The organism is Enterobacter sp. 2VL, assembly GCF_005503595.1.
Classification (GTDB): domain Bacteria; phylum Pseudomonadota; class Gammaproteobacteria; order Enterobacterales; family Enterobacteriaceae; genus Enterobacter; species Enterobacter cancerogenus.
In genome coordinates, this window is the sequence record NZ_SCNE01000001.1 from 114,210 (window position 1) to 132,330 (window position 18,121).

The 18,121-nt window shown below is 56.5% G+C and carries 19 protein-coding genes; 12 read left to right on the plus strand and 7 right to left on the minus strand.

The features are described from left to right. The first annotated feature begins 9 nt into the window (after window positions 1–9). From sufC to ldtE, 5 genes are all read left to right on the plus strand, one after another. Window positions 10–756, plus strand: a complete 747-nt coding sequence (sufC, locus tag FFS28_RS00595) for a Fe-S cluster assembly ATPase SufC (RefSeq protein ID WP_137848455.1) — start codon at window positions 10–12, stop codon at window positions 754–756. Next, entirely contained in the window at window positions 731–2,002 is a 1,272-nt protein-coding gene (gene sufD, locus FFS28_RS00600; protein ID WP_137848456.1) for a Fe-S cluster assembly protein SufD, read from the plus strand. Before sufC ends, sufD begins: the two co-directional genes overlap by 26 nt. Continuing rightward, window positions 1,999–3,219, plus strand: a complete 1,221-nt coding sequence (sufS, locus tag FFS28_RS00605) for a cysteine desulfurase SufS (protein WP_137848457.1) — start codon at window positions 1,999–2,001, stop codon at window positions 3,217–3,219. The genes sufD and sufS overlap by 4 nt, the downstream gene beginning before the upstream one ends. Before the next feature lie 14 nt (window positions 3,220–3,233). Next, window positions 3,234–3,650: a cysteine desulfuration protein SufE gene (gene sufE / locus FFS28_RS00610; protein ID WP_006174908.1), complete on the plus strand. Its 417-nt coding sequence runs from the start codon at window positions 3,234–3,236 to the stop codon at window positions 3,648–3,650. Window positions 3,651–3,747: 97 nt separating this feature from the next. Further along, entirely contained in the window at window positions 3,748–4,761 is a 1,014-nt protein-coding gene (gene ldtE, locus FFS28_RS00615) for a L,D-transpeptidase LdtE (RefSeq protein WP_058608955.1), read from the plus strand. Window positions 4,762–4,822: 61 nt separating this feature from the next. On the opposite strand, the gene lpp is transcribed toward ldtE, so the two are convergent. From lpp to FFS28_RS00635, 5 genes are all read right to left on the minus strand, one after another. Continuing rightward, entirely contained in the window at window positions 4,823–5,059 is a 237-nt protein-coding gene (gene lpp / locus FFS28_RS00620) for a murein lipoprotein Lpp (protein ID WP_001082307.1), read from the minus strand. A 309-nt stretch (window positions 5,060–5,368) separates the two neighbouring features. Continuing rightward, a complete protein-coding gene (pykF, locus tag FFS28_RS00625) occupies window positions 5,369–6,781 on the minus strand; it encodes a pyruvate kinase PykF (RefSeq protein ID WP_137848458.1) in 1,413 nt (470 codons plus the stop codon). A gap of 7 nt (window positions 6,782–6,788) precedes the next feature. Beyond that, window positions 6,789–7,085: a protein YnhH gene (gene ynhH, locus FFS28_RS21885; protein WP_474210164.1), complete on the minus strand. Its 297-nt coding sequence runs from the start codon at window positions 7,083–7,085 to the stop codon at window positions 6,789–6,791. 73 nt (window positions 7,086–7,158) lie between these two features. Beyond that, complete coding sequence (locus tag FFS28_RS00630; RefSeq protein WP_137848459.1) at window positions 7,159–8,304, minus strand: trans-sulfuration enzyme family protein; 1,146 nt, start codon at window positions 8,302–8,304, stop codon at window positions 7,159–7,161. A gap of 11 nt (window positions 8,305–8,315) precedes the next feature. Beyond that, complete coding sequence (locus tag FFS28_RS00635; RefSeq protein WP_137848460.1) at window positions 8,316–9,686, minus strand: pyridoxal-phosphate dependent enzyme; 1,371 nt, start codon at window positions 9,684–9,686, stop codon at window positions 8,316–8,318. A gap of 399 nt (window positions 9,687–10,085) precedes the next feature. On the opposite strand from FFS28_RS00635, the gene FFS28_RS00640 reads away from it, so the two are divergent. The 5 genes from FFS28_RS00640 to FFS28_RS00660 all read left to right on the plus strand — a co-directional run bounded on the left by FFS28_RS00640 (window position 10,086) and on the right by FFS28_RS00660 (window position 14,506). Then, on the plus strand, window positions 10,086–11,108 hold the full coding sequence (locus tag FFS28_RS00640; protein ID WP_058608952.1) for a methionine ABC transporter ATP-binding protein: 1,023 nt from the start codon (window positions 10,086–10,088) through the stop codon (window positions 11,106–11,108). After that, window positions 11,101–11,769, plus strand: coding sequence for a methionine ABC transporter permease (locus FFS28_RS00645; RefSeq protein ID WP_058608951.1), 669 nt, complete (start codon window positions 11,101–11,103; stop codon window positions 11,767–11,769). Before FFS28_RS00640 ends, FFS28_RS00645 begins: the two co-directional genes overlap by 8 nt. Before the next feature lie 28 nt (window positions 11,770–11,797). After that, a complete protein-coding gene (locus FFS28_RS00650) occupies window positions 11,798–12,610 on the plus strand; it encodes a MetQ/NlpA family ABC transporter substrate-binding protein (RefSeq protein ID WP_006174916.1) in 813 nt (270 codons plus the stop codon). Between the two features lie 106 nt (window positions 12,611–12,716). Beyond that, window positions 12,717–12,926 carry a fumarate hydratase FumD gene (gene fumD / locus FFS28_RS00655; RefSeq protein WP_137848890.1) on the plus strand — a complete coding sequence of 70 codons (210 nt, stop codon included), beginning with the start codon at window positions 12,717–12,719 and terminating at the stop codon, window positions 12,924–12,926. A 173-nt stretch (window positions 12,927–13,099) separates the two neighbouring features. Next, entirely contained in the window at window positions 13,100–14,506 is a 1,407-nt protein-coding gene (locus FFS28_RS00660; protein WP_137272157.1) for a DUF1996 domain-containing protein, read from the plus strand. 48 nt (window positions 14,507–14,554) lie between these two features. Here the strand turns inward: FFS28_RS00660 and FFS28_RS00665 are convergent, their stop codons facing one another. After that, window positions 14,555–14,695 carry a hypothetical protein gene (locus FFS28_RS00665; protein ID WP_003857665.1) on the minus strand — a complete coding sequence of 47 codons (141 nt, stop codon included), beginning with the start codon at window positions 14,693–14,695 and terminating at the stop codon, window positions 14,555–14,557. Window positions 14,696–14,820: 125 nt separating this feature from the next. On the opposite strand from FFS28_RS00665, the gene FFS28_RS00670 reads away from it, so the two are divergent. Both FFS28_RS00670 and FFS28_RS00675 read left to right on the plus strand, forming a co-directional pair. After that, window positions 14,821–15,603 carry an MBL fold metallo-hydrolase gene (locus FFS28_RS00670; protein ID WP_137848461.1) on the plus strand — a complete coding sequence of 261 codons (783 nt, stop codon included), beginning with the start codon at window positions 14,821–14,823 and terminating at the stop codon, window positions 15,601–15,603. A 71-nt stretch (window positions 15,604–15,674) separates the two neighbouring features. Beyond that, window positions 15,675–16,310 carry a carbonic anhydrase gene (locus FFS28_RS00675; RefSeq protein WP_042319655.1) on the plus strand — a complete coding sequence of 212 codons (636 nt, stop codon included), beginning with the start codon at window positions 15,675–15,677 and terminating at the stop codon, window positions 16,308–16,310. A gap of 28 nt (window positions 16,311–16,338) precedes the next feature. Here the strand turns inward: FFS28_RS00675 and FFS28_RS00680 are convergent, their stop codons facing one another. Then, window positions 16,339–17,934 (minus strand): FAD-NAD(P)-binding protein, encoded by a 1,596-nt coding sequence (locus FFS28_RS00680; RefSeq protein WP_137848462.1) that lies wholly within the window; start codon window positions 17,932–17,934, stop codon window positions 16,339–16,341. Window positions 17,935–18,121: the final 187 nt, after the last annotated feature.

Below are 18,121 nucleotides of genomic sequence, written 5' to 3' on the forward strand. Positions count from 1 at the left end.
GGAAAGCACATGTTAAGCATTAAAGATTTACAGGTCAGTGTGGAAGATAAAGAGATCCTTCGCGGTCTCAACTTTAACGTCAAACCGGGCGAAGTCCACGCCATCATGGGGCCAAACGGCTCCGGGAAAAGTACGCTTTCTGCGACGCTGGCAGGACGAGAAGATTACGAAGTCACTCACGGCGCGGTTGAGTTTAACGGCAAAGATCTTCTGGCGATGTCGCCGGAAGAGCGGGCGGGCGAGGGCATTTTTATGGCCTTCCAGTATCCGGTGGAAATCCCCGGCGTCAGCAACCAGTTCTTCCTGCAAACCGCGCTCAACGCGGTACGCAAGTATCGCGGCCTCGACGCGCTGGACCGCTTTGACTTCCAGGATCTGATGGAAGAGAAGATCAAGCTGCTGAAAATGCCGGAAGATCTGCTGACCCGCTCGGTCAACGTCGGTTTCTCCGGCGGCGAGAAAAAGCGTAACGATATCCTGCAGATGGCGGTGCTCGAACCGGAACTTTGCATTCTGGATGAGACCGACTCCGGCCTGGATATCGATGCCCTGAAAATTGTGGCGGACGGGGTTAACTCCCTGCGCGATGGCAACCGCTCGTTCATCATCGTGACCCACTATCAGCGCATTCTTGACTACATCAAACCGGATTTTGTGCACGTGCTCTATCAGGGCCGTATTGTGAAATCCGGAGATTTTACGCTGGTCAAACAACTGGAGGAGCAAGGTTATGGCTGGCTTACCGAACAGCAGTAATGTTCTCCAGCAGTGGCACCGCCTGTTTGAAGCGCAGGGCAATACCCGGTCTGAACAGGCTGAGCACCATTTGCAGCAGCTGCTGCGCCTCGGCCTGCCGACGCGTAAGCAGGAGAACTGGAAATACACCCCGCTCGATGGTCTGCTGAAGGGCGAATTTGTCACGCGCCTGGCTGACGTTAACCCGGCGCAGCGCGACGCGCTGGCGCTCACCCTGGATGCGGTGCGTCTGGTCTTTGTTGACGGGCAGTTCCGGCCTGAACTGAGCGATAGCACCCAGGAGAGCGGATTTGAGGTGGCGATCAATAACGATCGGCAGAACCTGCATGCGCCCGTGCAGCCTGAGGTTTTCCTGCACCTGACCGAAAGCCTGGCGCAGAGCGTGACGCATATTTCCGTCAGGCGTAACCAGCGTCCTGACAAACCGCTACTGCTAATGCACATCACCCAGGGGCTGGACGGCGATGAGATCAACACGGCGCACTATCGTCACCACGTTGAGCTGGCGGAAGGGGCGGAGGCGACGGTCATCGAGCATTATGTCAGCCTGAACGATACCCGCCATTTCACCGGGGCGCGCCTGACCATGAACGTGGCCGCGAACGCCCAGCTTCACCACATCAAGCTGGCGTTTGAAAACCCGGTGAGCCATCACTTTGCTCATAACGACATTGCGCTGGGGTCAGACGGCGCGGCCGACAGCCACAGCTTCCTGCTCGGCGGCGCGGTGCTAAGACACAACACCAGCACGCAGCTTAACGGTGAAAACACCACCCTGCGCATCAACAGCCTGGCGATGCCGGTGAAATCAGAAGTGTGCGACACGCGTACCTGGCTTGAGCACAACAAAGGCTACTGTAACAGCCGCCAGCTGCATAAAACCATCGTCAGCGATAAAGGGCGTGCGGTGTTTAATGGCCTGATCAACGTGGCACAACACGCGATCAAGACCGACGGGCAGATGACCAACAACAACCTGCTGATGGGCCGTCTGGCGGAGGTGGATACCAAGCCGCAGCTGGAGATCTACGCCGATGACGTCAAATGCAGCCACGGCGCAACGGTCGGGCGGATTGACGACGAGCAGATGTTCTATCTGCGCTCGCGCGGCATTGACCAGCAGGCCGCGCAGAAGATGATTATCTATGCCTTTGCCGCGGAGCTGACGGAAGCCCTGCGCGACGGCATACTCAAACAGCAGGTTCTGACTCGTATTGGCCAGCGTCTGCCTGGAGGCGAGGCATGAGTTTTCCCGTAGAAAAAATCCGGGCTGATTTCCCGGTCCTGACCCGTGAAGTTAACGGTCTGCCGCTGGCCTATCTCGACAGCGCGGCCAGCGCCCAGAAGCCCAATCAGGTCATTGACGCTGAAGCCGGGTTCTACCGCCACGGCTATGCCGCCGTGCATCGTGGCATTCACACGCTCAGCGCCGAAGCCACTCAAAGCATGGAAAACGTGCGTACTCAGGCCGCTGCGTTCCTCAACGCCCGCTCGCCGGAAGAGCTGGTATTTGTGCGCGGCACCACCGAAGGGATCAACCTGGTGGCCAATAGCTGGGGCAGCGCGCAGGTGCACGCGGGTGATAACATCATCATCACCCGGATGGAGCACCATGCCAATATCGTGCCGTGGCAGATGCTCTGCGAGCGCGTCGGTGCAGAGCTGCGCGTGGTCCCGCTGCATGACGATGGCACGCTCCAGCTGGCGCAGCTCGACGCGCTGCTGGACGTGCGCACGCGGCTGGTGGCGGTGACGCAGGTCTCTAACGTGCTGGGCACCGAGAACCCGGTAGCGGAGATCGTTGCGAAGGCGCATCAGGTGGGCGCGAAGGTGCTGATAGATGGTGCCCAGGCGGTGATGCACCACGCGGTGGATGTGCAGGCGCTGGATTGCGATTTCTACGTCTTCTCCGCCCATAAGCTTTACGGGCCTACCGGTATTGGCGTGCTGTACGTCAAAGAAGATATTTTGCAGGCCATGCCGCCGTGGGAAGGGGGCGGGTCGATGATCGCCACCGTCAGCCTGACGCAGGGCACCACCTACGCCCGTGCGCCGTGGCGCTTTGAGGCGGGGACGCCCAACACCGGCGGGATTATCGGCCTGGGGGCGGCGTTATCTTACGTCTCGGCCATCGGCCTTGAGGCAATTCATGAATATGAACAGCTGCTGATGCATTATGCGTTACAGGAGCTTGCCAGCGTGCCGGACCTGACGTTATACGGCCCAGCCAACCGCCAGGGCGTTATCGCCTTTAATCTGGGGAAACACCACGCCTATGATGTGGGGAGCTTCCTTGATAATTACGGCGTGGCGGTACGTACCGGACATCACTGCGCCATGCCGCTGATGGAGTGGTACCAGGTGCCGGCAATGTGCCGGGCATCGCTGGTAATGTATAACACCATGGAAGAGGTCGACAGACTGGTGGCTGGGCTGAAGCGCATTCATCAGCTGCTGGGTTAACAAAGAGGCGAAACATGGCAGAACTGCCGGACAAAGAAAAACTGCTGCGTAACTTCGGGCGTTGCGCAAACTGGGAAGAGAAGTATCTCTATATTATTGAGCTGGGACAGCGTTTGCCGCCGCTCGGTGAAGAGGCCCATAACCCGGATAATATTATTCAGGGCTGTCAGAGCCAGGTGTGGATTGTGATGCACCAGAATAGCGACGGCGTTATTGAGCTACAGGGTGACAGCGATGCCGCCATTGTAAAAGGGCTTATCGCCGTCGTGTTTATTCTCTATCACCAGATGTCTCCTCAGGATATCGTCGCCTTTGACGTGCGCCCGTGGTTTGAAAAAATGGCGCTCACGCAGCATCTCACCCCGTCACGCTCCCAGGGTCTGGAAGCGATGATCCGCGCCATCCGCGCTAAAGCCGCAATCATTAGCTAGACTTACAGGACAGCATTCATTCTGTTTCGCGAGGTGGTTCCCGCCTCGCTGGTTTTTCAGCTTTCTGGCGTTCTGTCAGTGAATAAGGAATCTCAGCATGAAGCGCGCGTCTTTCATTACTCTTATACTTTTAGGTTCGCTCGGTGCCCTTAATACGGCCCGTGCGGTGGATTACCCTTTGCCGCCCGTCGGCAGCAGGCTTATTGGCCAAAATCAGACGTACACCATTCAGGAGGGCGATAATAAACTGCAGGACATTGCGCGACGGTTTAACACCGCCGCACAGCTGATCCTCGAGACCAATAACACCATTGCACCGGTGAACCCCGCGCCGGGCACGGTCATCACTATCCCGTCTCAAATGCTGCTACCGGACACCCCGCGCGAGGGGATTGTGGTGAACCTGGCAGAGCTGCGACTCTATTACTTCCCGCCGGGTGAAAACAGGGTTGAGGTCTATCCGCTTGGCATCGGCCAGCTGGGACTGGAAACGCCGGTCAGTACCACGCGCGTGAGCCAGAAAATCCCCAATCCTACCTGGACGCCAACGGCGGGCATCAGAGCACGCTCACTGGCGCAGGGCATTAAACTGCCGCCTGTCGTACCCGCAGGGCCGAATAACCCGCTAGGACGCTTTGCACTGCGTTTAGGCATCGGTAACGGTGAATATCTCATCCACGGTACCAGCGCGCCAAATAGCGTCGGTCTGCGCGTCAGTTCCGGCTGTATGCGCATGAATGCCCCGGATATTAAAGCGCTGTTCGAACAGGTGCGCGTCGGTACGCGGGTCCAGATTATCAACGAGCCGGTCAAATTCGCCGTGGAGCCAGACGGCAGGCGCTACATAGAGGTTCACCGTCCGCTGGCGCAGCAGGAAGGGGAGAACCCGCAAACCGTGGCGATAAGCCACTCAGCGGATTTTGCGACCTTTGTGGCGCAGGCGGGCAATGATAAAGCGCTTATTGATAAAGCGTTGTCGCGCCGGGCCGGGATACCGGTTGCCGTGTCAACGGCGAGCGGCACGTCCGCGAGCACAAACGTGTTATCGGTGCAAAATAGCCGGGGGGCAGATGCGGTTGCAGAGAGCGAGGGAGAGAAGGTGACGCAGTAGTCTGGAACAGGCAAAAAAAATGGCGCACAATGAATGTGCGCCATTTTATTAACAGGTACTATTACTTACGGTATTTAGTAGCCTGGTTGTCCAGACGCTGGTTAGCGCGAGCTGCGTCGTCTTTAGCAGCCTGAACGTCAGAACGCATTGCGTTCACGTCGTTGCTCAGCTGGTCAACTTTAGCGTTCAGAGTCTGAACGTCAGAAGACAGCTGATCGATTTTAGCGTTGCTGGAGCAACCTGCCAGCAGAGTAGAACCCAGGATTACCGCGCCCAGTACCAGTTTAGTACGATTCATTATTAATACCCTCTAGATTGAGTTAATCTCCATGTAGCGTTACAAGTATTACACAAACTTTTTTAGGTTGAGAATATTTTTTTGTTGGGAATGCGCCTATTTTTGATCGTTCGCTCAAAGAAGCATCGTATTTGGCATTTTTGTCGAAAAAGCTATGTTAAAAAAGGCATTTTTCATCGGATTCATCTTAGATAATTGGCGATTAAATAGAAAAACCCGATTTGCTTTTTGATTGGACAGGGCTAAAGACAGGAATAAAAAAAGCGCCCCGTGGGGCGCTTTAATCAAAATTAATTCGTTCGGGAATTATTACAGCACGTGAACAGATGCGGTGTTAGTGGTACCAGCTGGAACCAGCGCACCAGAAACCATTACCACAACGTCGCCTTTCTGTGCCAGACCGCTTTCCAGCGCCAGTTCTTTACCCTGGATGTAGAAATCGTCAGTTGATGCAATTTCTTCTACCAGATGCGCCACAACGCCTTTGCTCAGCACCAGCTGACGCGCAGTCGTTTCGTTAGTGGTCAGCGCCAGGATGGTGGCGTCCGGGAAGTATTTACGCACTGCACGAGCGGATTTACCGCCCTGGGTTGCCACAACGATCAGCGGCGCGTCCAGTTTTTCGGCGGTTTCTACCGCACCGCGGCACACTGCTTCGGTGATGCGCAGTTTACGGCTGTCGTTGTTGAAGTCCAGACGGCTGGTCATCACGCGGTCAGTACGCTCGCAGATGGTCGCCATGATGCTAACGGCTTCCAGCGGGTATTTCCCTTTTGCAGACTCACCGGACAGCATGACTGCGTCGGTACCGTCGAGGATGGCGTTCGCCACGTCGCCTGCTTCTGCGCGGGTAGGGCGTGGGTTTTTGATCATGGAGTCCAGCATCTGCGTCGCGGTGATAACCACTTTACGCGCGCGAACGCATTTCTCGATCATCATCTTCTGCGCGAAGATAACTTCTTCAACCGGGATTTCAACGCCCAGGTCACCACGTGCAACCATGATGCCGTCAGACGCTTCGAGGATTTCGTCGAAGTTGTTCAGGCCTTCCTGGTTTTCAATTTTGGAGATGATTTGGATCTTCTCGCCGCCGTGCGCTTTCAGGTGCTCACGGATTTCCACCACGTCGGAACGCTTACGGATAAAGGACGCTGCCACAAAGTCAACGCCTTGCTCGCAGCCGAAGATCAGGTCTTGCTTGTCTTTTTCAGCCAGTGCTGGCAGCGCGATGGAAACGCCCGGCAGGTTAACGCCTTTGTTTTCGCCCAGGTCGCCATTGTTCAGCACTTTACAGATAACTTTGTTGCCTTCGATAGCGGTCACTTCCATGCCGATCAGGCCGTCATCCACCAGGACGGTGTTGCCAACGGACAGATCGCTGGTGAAGCCTTCATAGGTCACCGCAACGGTTTCGCTGTTGCCGACAACAGACTTGTCGGTGGTAAAGGTGAAGGTCTGACCCGCTTTCAGGGAAACGTCGTTACCGCCCTCCAGCTTGATAGTACGGATTTCAGGACCTTTGGTGTCCAGCAGGATCGCGGCTTTTTTGCCAGTCTTGCTCATCACGTTGCGCAAGTTCTGGATACGCTGACCGTGCTCAGCATAGTCACCGTGAGAGAAGTTCAGACGCATAACGTTCATGCCGGCGTCCAGCATTTTGCTCAGCATCTCTTCAGATTCGGTTTTTGGGCCGATGGTGCAAACAATTTTCGTCTTTTTCATGACAGTCTTAGTCTTTAAGTTGGGAAGGATATGGAAATCTCGCTCCGGGGGCGCACCGCCGCAGAGTCAAACCTGTGTTGCAAAAGAGTATATGACACGCACTAAGGATAGGAGACATCAAATGAGCGTGCAGAAGAAAGTGTGCCTGTGTGACAGCCCAACGGGAGAGAGGAAAAGTTGTACGTGGTTTTTTGTCTTCCAAGCGCTGAAACCATTCACCAGGGATTTGGCGCGCATTATACGCTGAAAGGGAGGCAAAAGGAAAATGGAAACAGCGTTTCAAAAACAATCTGTGCAGTTTCACATAAGATTGTTATCAATGCGTTAAGGTGAAATGACATCTTATGGCGGCAGGTGCAACACCTGCCGCGTATTGCTTAAAGAGTCAGCGCCTGGTCGAGGTCGGCGATTAAATCCTGCGCGTCCTCTATCCCCACCGACAGGCGGATAAGCTGCGGCACGATACCGTTAGCCAGACGCTGCTCAAGAGGGATAGAGGCGTGCGTCATGCTGTAGGGCTGGCTGACCAGACTCTCCACGCCGCCCAAACTTTCGGCAAGCGTAAACAGTTTCAGTTTGCGGATGACCTCTGTCGCGCGTTGCGCATCGCCTTTAACCACCAGCGAAATCATGCCGCCGGGCAGCGCCATCTGGCGACGGGCAAGTTCATACTGCGGGTGTGACGCCAGCCCCGGGTAAAATACGCTCTCAACCTGCGAGTGCTGCTCAAGCCATTGGGCCACGGCCAACGCGTTGGTTGAGTGGCGCTCGACGCGCAGCGAAAGGGTGCGGATGCCGCGCAGGGTCAGGAAACTGCTGAACGGATCCAGAACGCCGCCAACGGCATTTTGCAGGTAGCCCAGCTGTTCGGCCAGCGCCGGGTTATCGCCCACCACCGCCAGCCCGGCCACCACGTCCGAATGGCCGTTAAGATATTTGGTGGCGGAGTGCACCACGATATCAAATCCGGACGCCAGCGGACGATGGATCACCGGTGAGGCAAAGGTGTTATCCGCCACGCTGATAACGTCATGACGACGCGCAATGTCCGCTATCGCTGCCAGATCGGCCAGCTTTAACAGCGGATTGGTCGGTGTTTCTACCCAGACCATGCGCGTCTGGGGCCGGATCGCGGCTTCGATAGCCGCCAGGTCGCCGGGTTTTACCCAGCTCACCTGCAGCCCGGCGCTGCGCTTGCGCACGTTTTCTATCAGACGCCAGGTGCCGCCGTAAACGTCATCAATGGCGACGATATGGCTGTCTTTATCCAGAAGCTCAAGCACGGTCGAAATCGCCGCGAGGCCGGACGCAAACGCGTAGCCCCGCGAACCGCCTTCAAGCCCGGCAATCGCGGTTTCCAGCGCGTGGCGGGTCGGGTTACCGCTGCGGGAATATTCATAGCCGGTGTGCTCGCCCGGCGACGGTTGCGCAAACGTGGACGTGGCGTAAATCGGCGGCATGACCGCGCCGTGCTCGTCGCGGAACTCGCCGCTGTGAACGCTGAGGGTGGCCAGATTTTTCATCGTTTATTCCTTTATTGTGACAGGCGGTTGCGCCAGGTGGTCAGAACGTCGCTGCGCGTGATCAGCCCTAAAAAACGGTCGTTGTCGGTAACGACAGCGACCAGACCGCGGTCGAAGATGTTGAACAGGGCGCTGTCAGGGGCGTGTTTATCGAGAAACTCAACCTGTCGCGTCATGGCCCGGGTGACGGGTAGCGCGAAACGATCGCCATCCCCTCCGATATGGCGCAGCAGATCCCACTCATCAATGATGCCAACGACCCGGCCGTTCTCCATAACCGGAAGCTGGGAAATGTCATACAGACGCATTCGCGCCAGCACGGTGGAGAGCGTGTCATCCGGTGCGGCAGTCACCGTTGCACCCTCGTCGTGCCGCAGGGCAATGTAGTCGGACAGGTCGCCAGCCGCAGGGCGAGAGATTAACCCCTGCTGGCGCAGCCAGTCGTCGTTAAACATTTTTGAGAGATATTTATTGCCGCTGTCGCAGGCGAAGGTCACCACGCGTTTGGGCGAGGACTGTGCCTGACAATATTTCAGCGCGGCGGCGAGCAGCGTGCCGCTGGAGGAGCCGGCCAGAATGCCCTCTGTTTTCAGTAGCTCGCGCGCGGTGGCAAAAGCCTCGCGATCGCTGATGCGCCAGGCGCGGTTCACCCCCTCAATGTGGGCCAGCGGGGGAATAAAGTCTTCGCCAATCCCCTCGACCAGCCAGGCGCCGGCATCCTGATAGCGCCCGGTCTCAACCTGATCGGCCAGAACCGACCCGGCGGGATCCGCCAGCACGAACTCAGTGTGAGGAGAGTGTTCGGCAAACCATGCCTGCAGGCCACCCAGCGTTCCGCCGGAGCCAACGCCAACGACAATGGCGTCGATGTTGCCATTAAGCTGCTCAAACAGCTCCGGTGCGGTCGTGGTGCGGTGCGCCAGCGGGTTGGCTGGATTATTAAACTGGTCGATATAAAACGCACCGGGCAATTCGTCCGCCAGACGTTGGGCGTAATCCTGATAGTAGGCCGGGTGGCCTTTATTCACGTCTGAACGGGTGAGCACCACCTGTGCGCCCAGCGCACGCAGGTGGAATATCTTTTCACGACTCATTTTGTCCGGCACAACCAGAATCAGCGCATAGCCTTTTTGCGCCGCAATCAGCGCCAGGCCCAGCCCCGTATTCCCGGCAGTGGCCTCAATAATCGTGCCGCCGGGCTGCAACAGGCCGCTGCGCTCGGCTTCCGCGATCATCGACAGCGCCACGCGATCTTTAATCGAGCCGCCGGGGTTCTGGTTTTCCAGCTTGAGAAACAGCGAGCAGGGGCCGGTATCGAGTTTGTGCAGCTGGATGACGGGCGTCTGGCCAATCAGGTCGGTAACGGAATGGTAAATCGTCATGGTCATGTCCTTTCAGGATTTCATGACCGGATGATAGGACCCTGAAATTTTCTCAATAAAGAACCTTTCACTGCCGTTTATAACAGAAAGGAATATTCATACCGTTTCGGGAGGGAAAGACAGCAAGACGTAAAGTGCTCTGGAAGTGAGGACGGCTAAATGGCCCTGTATTGCGCTAAAAATAGCCGATTTTGCCGGCTGAGCGCGGCGGGGTATGCATTCGCCAGAAATCAATTTCTGAAATTCATCTAACAGGCTCGCAGCCCGTAGTAGTACCTCTTATTTCACAAGGTTATAAGACATTCCATTTTGGTCATTTCAAAGTTGATAACGGCTGTTTACTCTCTTTTGGACATCCATACTGCTAAACCGCTAATCGCGGAACGGATCAGAATAAGAATGATAGTACTCAGGAACATTTCGAAAATTTTTGACAACGGAAAGGTGGCGCTCACGGCGGTTGATAACGTCAATCTGACGGTGGAGCAGGGCCAAATTTACGGCATTATCGGCTACAGCGGCGCGGGGAAAAGTACCCTGATCCGCCTGCTCAATGGACTTGAAAAGCCAAGCGTTGGTAGCGTGACCATCAACGGGCAGGATATTTCCGCCGCAAAAGGCGAAGCGCTGCGCCAGGCACGCCTGAAAATCAGCATGGTTTTCCAGCACTTCAACCTGCTGTGGTCGCGCACGGTGAATGAGAATATCGCCTTTTCGATGCAAATTGCGGGCGTCCCTAAAGCCCGGATCAAGGCTCGCGTGGCCGAACTGGTGGAGCTGGTGGGGTTGAAGGGGCGCGAAAATGCCTATCCGTCTCAGCTGAGCGGCGGTCAAAAACAGCGTGTCGGCATCGCCCGTGCGCTGGCGAATAACCCTGACGTGCTCTTGTGCGATGAGGCCACGTCTGCGCTTGATCCGCAGACCACCGATCAGATCCTCGATCTGCTTTCGGACATTAACCGTCGCTTTAAGCTGACCATCGTGCTGATCACCCACGAAATGCACGTGGTGCGCAAAATTTGCGACCGCGTGGCGGTGATGGAAAACGGCAAAGTGGTGGAGGAGGGAGAGGTCCTGAGCGTCTTTACGCATCCGCAGCAGCCGATTACTCAACAGTTTGTCCGTCAGGTGAGCCAGTACGCCGAGGATGAAAGCTTTAATGCCGAACTGGCGAACGCGCTGGAGGGCACGGTGATCAGGCTGACCTTCACCGGGCACAGCACGCACCGTCCGGTTGTGGGCGAACTGACCCTGCGCTACGGCCTGCCGTTTAATATTCTGCACGGAAAAATGACCCAAACCGCCCACGGGGTGTTTGGACAACTGTGGGTGCACGTGGTGGCATCCGATGAACAACTGAACAATATCCTCGCCGATTTGCAGCACAGCGATATTGAAGGCGAGGTCGTAAAGCATGGCTGAGAATCTCTTTCCGCATCTGAAGTGGGACCAGCTCTGGTCTGCAACCCAGGAGACCCTGTACATGACGGCGCTGTCCGGGGTGGCGACGTTTGTGCTGGGCATCGTGCTCGGCCTGGCGCTGTTTTTAACCGCGCGCGGCGGGCTGTTTCAGAACCGTACGGTCTACAGCGTGATCTCGATTGTGGTGAACGTGTTCCGCTCTATCCCGTTCATCATTCTGATCGTACTGCTGATCCCGTTCACGAAAACGATTGTCGGCACCATTCTCGGGGCCAACGCGGCGCTGCCTGCTCTGATTGTTGGCGCGGCACCTTTCTATGCGCGTCTGGTTGAGATTGCCCTGCGTGAAGTGGACAAAGGGGTAATCGAAGCCACTCGTTCCATGGGCGCCCGGCTGAGCACGTTAGTGTTTCGGGTTCTACTCCCGGAATCATCACCCGCACTGGTTTCAGGTATCACGGTGACGCTCATCGCGCTGGTGAGCTACAGCGCGATGGCAGGGGTGATTGGTGCCGGCGGGCTGGGAAATCTGGCCTATCTGGAAGGATTCCAGCGCAACCACGGTGACGTCACGCTGGTGGCAACGGTGACCATTCTGATCATCGTTTTCATTATCCAGTTCTGCGGCGATGTCATTACTTCACTGTTAGACAAAAGATAATCTCTAATAACACACAGGAACCATCATCATGAAAAAAACGCTGACGCTGATCGCCGCCGCCACCCTGAGCGCCCTGAGCTTCGCCTCATGGGCAGATACGCTGACCGTGGGCGCATCCAACACGCCGCACGCTGAAATTCTGGAGCAGGCGAAGCCGATCCTGGCGAAGCAGGGTATCGATCTGGAGATCAAGCCGTTCCAGGACTACATTCTGCCTAACACCGCGCTGGCGGGGCGCGACATCGATGCCAACTACTTCCAGCACATTCCCTATCTTAACAGCGTGCTGAAAGATCACGCGGGCGACAAGGATTACGATTTTGTCAGCGCGGGCGCAATCCACATTGAGCCGATCGGCATCTACTCGAAAAAATACAAATCGCTGAAGGATCTGCCGGAAGGCGGCAAAATCATCATGCGTGATGCGGTGTCCGAAGAGGGGCGTATTCTCTCTATCTTTGAAAAAGAGGGCGTGATTAAGCTCAAGCCGGGCATCGACAAAGTCACGGCGCGCATCAGCGATATCGTGGAGAACCCGAAAAAGCTGCAGTTTACGCCTAACGTAGAAGCTTCTCTGCTGCCGCAGATGTACAACAACGACGAAGGTGCGGCGGTGGTGATTAACGCCAACTACGCCATCGACGCTGGCCTTGATCCGGTTCACGACCCGATTGCAGTCGAGAGCGGTGAGAACAACCCGTACGCCAATATCATCACCGTGCATCGCGGTGACGAGAAGAAAAAAGATATCGTTGCGCTGGTGGACGTGCTGCACTCCAAAGAGATTCAGGACTGGATCCGCACCAAATATAAAGGCGCGGTGATCCCCGTTAATAACTGATGCGTTGATTAAACAGATGAAGCCCGGTGAACGTCTCGCCGGGCTTTTTTTGTATCCAGCCGATGAATCATTTAAGCTGGCCGTTTAGGGCTACGGAGTGATGACGATGGGCAATGTGACCAAAGACGAAGCGCTGTATCAGGAGATGTGCCGGGTGGTGGGGAAGGTCGTTCTTGAGATGCGCGATCTGGGCCAGGAGCCGAAGCATATTGTGATTGCCGGCGTGCTGCGTACCGCACTCGCAAACCAGCGCGTGAAACGCAGCGAACTGACCACCCAGGCGATGGAAACAGTGGCGAAAGCCCTGGCCGGCTGAGGTTTGTCCCGGCGTGGTTCCCGCACGCTGAACAGCGCCGCGCGCAACCTGGCCCTGAACTGGGCTAAAACGCCCGTGTAAAGCATTTTGGCGCGGAAAAACGGGCGGTGAATCGCTCGGTGAATCAGGCGGCTTTTGTTACCAATAGGTCCTTTCATTTCATGGAGAAAATGATGAAACGGACCACGCTCACTACAGCCCTTTCTGCCCCCGCTTTACTGTTTGCCATGCACGCCGCTCATGCTGCCCCCCAGGCGCACGTGGTGTGCAGTTATTCCCACACGCTCGGCGACGATGCGATCATGATGTACGGCATGCCCAACCAGGCCATGCTGCACGACTTCTTTGGCAACAGGCAAACCGACGCGGCCTCTACCCGTGAAACGCTGCGCCAGCACGAAGAGACAACCTGCGATAACAAAGCCGACAGCTCGGCCTACTGGGTGCCGTCGCTGCGCCTGCCGGACGGCACGGTGGTGAAACCGGCCTACCAGAAAACCTACTATCAGGCCTCACACGTCGATACCTGGCCGCTATCACCTTTCCCGGCGGGGCTGTCGCTGCTGGCGGGAGACCACCACGGCGCGGCGCCCAATCCACACATCACGTTCCTTTGCGCGAACGGCAAAGGCTATAGCAACAAGGTGGGGGAAACGTGCGGCCTGCGTAAAGCGAAGGATGCGGTACAGTTTAATATTGGCATACAGTTTCCGAACTGCTGGGATGGCGTCAACCTGAAGCCGGTTCACGGTCTCGCGAATGCCACCTACGACATCAAAGGCGCCTGCCCGAGCGGGTTCCCGGTGAAGATCCCCACCGTCAATATGAACGTGGCCTGGGTGCTCCCGACCATCACCTCCCTGGACACCACAAAAGTGCAACTGTCTATGGATCCGATCATGCACGGTAACGAGCGTGAGGAGCGCTGGGGCAACCTGTACACGGCCCATGCCGATTTTATGAACGGCTGGACCGAAGAGGGGGCGCGCTTTATGACTGACCGGTGTATGAACCGGGGAATGGACTGCGGTACCACCGTGCCTTACGGCTATTCCATACCGAAAGCGAACGTCTGGCTTAGCAGCCAGGAGCCTGACGCGTCCCAGCCTGCGCCGCAGGTGCTACTGGTTCAGGATAACTGGCAGAACGGCGGGCGCACCCGCAACGCCGAAACCCTGTCGCTGGTGAAATTTAAAATCCCACCGCTGCCAGCGGGCCAGGACGCCTCGCAGTTCAAGTATCGCGTGCGGATCTTCGGCGGGAAGGTTGAGACCAACGGTGCCGATCAGATCTTCTTCTACCCGGCCAGCAACGACTGGGATCCGGCTACCGTGCGCTGGACCTCGCGCCCGGCGTGTAACTACCGGTCTGACGCCGTGCTCTATCTCAACCATTCGCGCGAGTATCGCATGGTCGATGTGGACAAAGCCGTACGCAAGGCGCTGGCCGAAGGCAAAACGGAAATTTCATGGTATATCGGGGGCGATCGGCAGGGGAATCACTATCAGTTCCAGCCGGCCTCGTCGGACGAGAGCATCATGTTAATGCTGAGCGGATTCAAGCATGTCCCTGAAAATTAAGGGATGAAACGACAATAAAAAAAGCACCGGGTCACCGGTGCTTTCTCATCAGATCTTGCAGGCGTCGCCGCAGTCATCGTCGGCGACAATCGCCTGGGCCTTTTTGTCCGCGTCATCAAGACGTTCCGCGTTACGCTCTTCTGCTTCATCCAGCCCGTTAAACACTAAGTTATCGAGATCAATTTCCATAGGACACCTGCCTGGTTCAGTTTTTGATACTGGCAGAGTATAGGGCAAAATGCGCCTGCAATGTACCGTGCAGCACATAAGGATAATCCCTGCCATACTCAGTGGTTTATCGCTGAGGAAACCTGATGATTACGCTCTGTAAAACCTGCGGCACCTCTTACGATCGCCAGCCTGACAGATGCCCGATTTGCGAAGATGAACGCCAGTACGTTCCGGCTACCGGGCAGGCGTGGATAGATTTTGACAGCGTAACCGCAGCGCATACTAACAAATGGCAGCAGCTGGAGCCGCAGTTGCTGGCCCTGAAAACCGTTCCGGCATTTGCCATCAGCCAGCGGGCATTCCTGCTGCGGACCGCCCACGGCAATATTCTCTGGGATTGCATCGCGAACCTTGATCCGGCTACCCGGTCGCTGGTCGCGGCACTCGGTGGCATCAGCGCCATCGCGATCTCGCATCCTCATTACTACACGACGATGCAGGACTGGGCCGAGGCCTTTGATGCCCCGGTTTATCTCCATGCCAGCGACCGCGAATGGGTAATGCGCGACAGCCCGGCGCTCCACTTCTGGGAAGGCGACGCGCTGGAGATCGCGCCGTCGGTCACGCTTCTGCGCCTTGGCGGACACTTTGCCGGGGGCACGGTGCTGCACTGGCAGGACGGCGACGGGGTTTTACTGGCCGGAGACATTCTTCAGGTCACCCCGGGTCAAACCGCCGTCTCGTTTATGTGGAGCTACCCCAACATGCTTCCGCTGCCTGCCGCAACCGTAGCGCAGGTGACGGACAGGCTGAAGGGCAAACGTTATCAGCGTCTTTATGGCGCGTTTGAAGGGCAGAACGTACTGGCGAAAGCGGATGAGATTGTGCAGCGGTCGGGCCAGAAATATATTGCTTGTCTGAACTAAAGCGCGGTGGTTAACTTTACGCGTGTGATCGCGATCATACCTAAACTAAAACAGATAAAAGAGAAATGGCTATGCAACATATCATTGAAGGTTTTCTCAGCTTTCAAAAAGAGATTTTCCCGCAACGTAAAGAGCTCTTCCGCAGTTTAGCGTCCAGTCAGAATCCCAAAGCGCTGTTCATCTCTTGCTCCGACAGCCGTCTGGTCCCGGAACTGGTTACGCAGCAAGAGCCGGGACAGCTTTTTGTCATTCGTAATGCTGGCAACATCGTGCCGCCGTTCGGGCCAGAGCCTGGCGGCGTGTCTGCCACGATTGAGTATGCGGTTGTGGCGCTGGGCGTAACCGACATCGTGATCTGCGGTCATTCCAACTGTGGTGCAATGAAGGCGATTGCCGATAACGCCAATCTGGAGCCAATGCCTGCCGTTTCGCACTGGCTGCGCTATTCCGATGCCGCCAAAGCGGTCGTCGAGAAGAAAAGCTGGGAGCATCCGATCGATAAAGTGAACGCGATGGTGCAGGAAAACGTCTTTGCCCAGCTGAGCAACATCAAAACCCACCCGTCGGTGGCGGTCGGTCTGCGCAACAACGCCATTCGCCTGCACGGCTGGGTGTATGATATCGAGAGCGGCGACATTCGTGCCCTTGATAAAGACACCAAAACCTTCGTGTCATTGTCTGAAAACCCGAGCGTGTTCTTCGAGTAATCAGCCATCAAAGGGCACGGAAGCCCTGTTAGTTCTCTACAAACTGCAGTTTCTTGCGCGATCGCACTGCCGGTTGCGACACCGCTTTTGCCATCGCTTCACCCATCTCTGCGCTTTCTGCCAGCCCCTGAACAAAGGGATGGTCGTGCATGAGCCAGGGTATCGCTCCAAACGCAATCCGCCCGCGAAGTGCCTCGGGCGCGCGCAGGGTATAGTCCTCTCCGACGTCCGGTATCTCATCTCCCGTTGCCAGCAGCTGTTTGCGCAGCGAAGGGAAGGGCAGATCCTTCGTTTTGAGTGGCTTTTGCCCGCGAGCATCAATGAACACGTCGAAGCGGTAGGTGGTCTCGCCGGTTCTGATGGCGGTTTGATCGCTCCCGATATCCAGGTCGTAATCCTCGCCAAGCGCCAGCACGCTGATGATCCCCGCTTCCCGAAGGGCCAGCAGCCTGCGAATCGACTGAGAGGGGATGGCCGCATAATTATCAATAAACACCCGCGCCAGCCCCCGCTTGAATCGTTCTGCGTCCCGGTCATCCAGATGATGCACCACTTCCTGAACCACCTCATGCAGCCGCAGGACGGTGTAGCGCCAGGCAACGGTGCGTTTATCGCGTTTGTTTCGCTCCACCTCGCGTAAGTTATCCTCCGCCCACGAGAAGGGATCGTGACGTTTGCGATCGGCGAACCAGGCATCAAAAACAGTATCGGGATCCAGCGTATTGAGGGCAATCGCCTCGCTCCACTGCGGGTCGGCCTGTTCAAGCTCCCTGACCATCAGAGCAAAAATCCGGTCGAGTAATCCCTCCGGGCCTTTTGCGATTTCGGCTTCGGCAGCCGCGTCGGTCAGGATCGACAGCGGTTCATAGGGGATAGGGCAGTAAAAATCGGCCTCTGGCAGAATGCCCGTGCGCGACATCAGCACAATTCTCAGATCCTGGCTTTTGTCGTCCAGCTCAAACCTGTCGTCAACGAAGCGTCCATGCTGGATCACCACCGCCATGGCCGCGTCCAGCCCGCTGAGCGAGGTGCCCATAATCCCGACACGGCAGGGCGGAATTTTGGCGTCCATCAGGCCCGACCACGGGCTCGGGAAGAATGTTTTTGATGCTTCATCGTCTTCGGGCCAGACGTGGCCGGTGGCGATAACCGCGAGATCAAATTTTTCCTCAAAGGGGGCGTCATTGACGCAGAGGGTCACGCCGTCTTCCCGGGCATCAAGGTCGGTAACCGGGGCGGATTCATGCACCTGAACGGCGAATCCGCGGCGCTGCGCTTCTTGCACAATGGCTAAAAAGCGGTCGCGAAAATACTCGCCCAGCAGAATGCGCGGCAAGAACTGCCGTTCGTGCAGCGTCGATTTGTCCACGCCGTAGCGTGCGAGGTGCGTCTGGCTTTGCGTCCTGAGCCAGTCCAGGTAGGTTATAAAGAGCGGCGGGATCTCAATACTGGCGATATTAGCCAGCATCAGCCGCGAATTGTCCTCGTCGCTGTAGGGCATGCCCACACCGGCCTGGTCTGCTTTTTCAAACACGGTGACAGCGAGAGGGGTTTGACTCTTGAGAAGTGAATAAAAGGTGTAAATACCGGTAGGCCCCGCGCCTATAATCGCGATCTTCTTCATCGACATCCTTCCTGCGTTTTTTTGTTATAGGAAAAGCGTAGCAGGAGAAAGGGAGAAAAATGAGAGAGACGTATTATTCCGAACAGCATGCGTGTCGATAGCCTTTGTAAAACATTCTGGAAATGAGAGGGCGGACAAGCAAAGGCGCACGTATTGCTCAAAAAACGATCTTTTCCAGGCGGATACT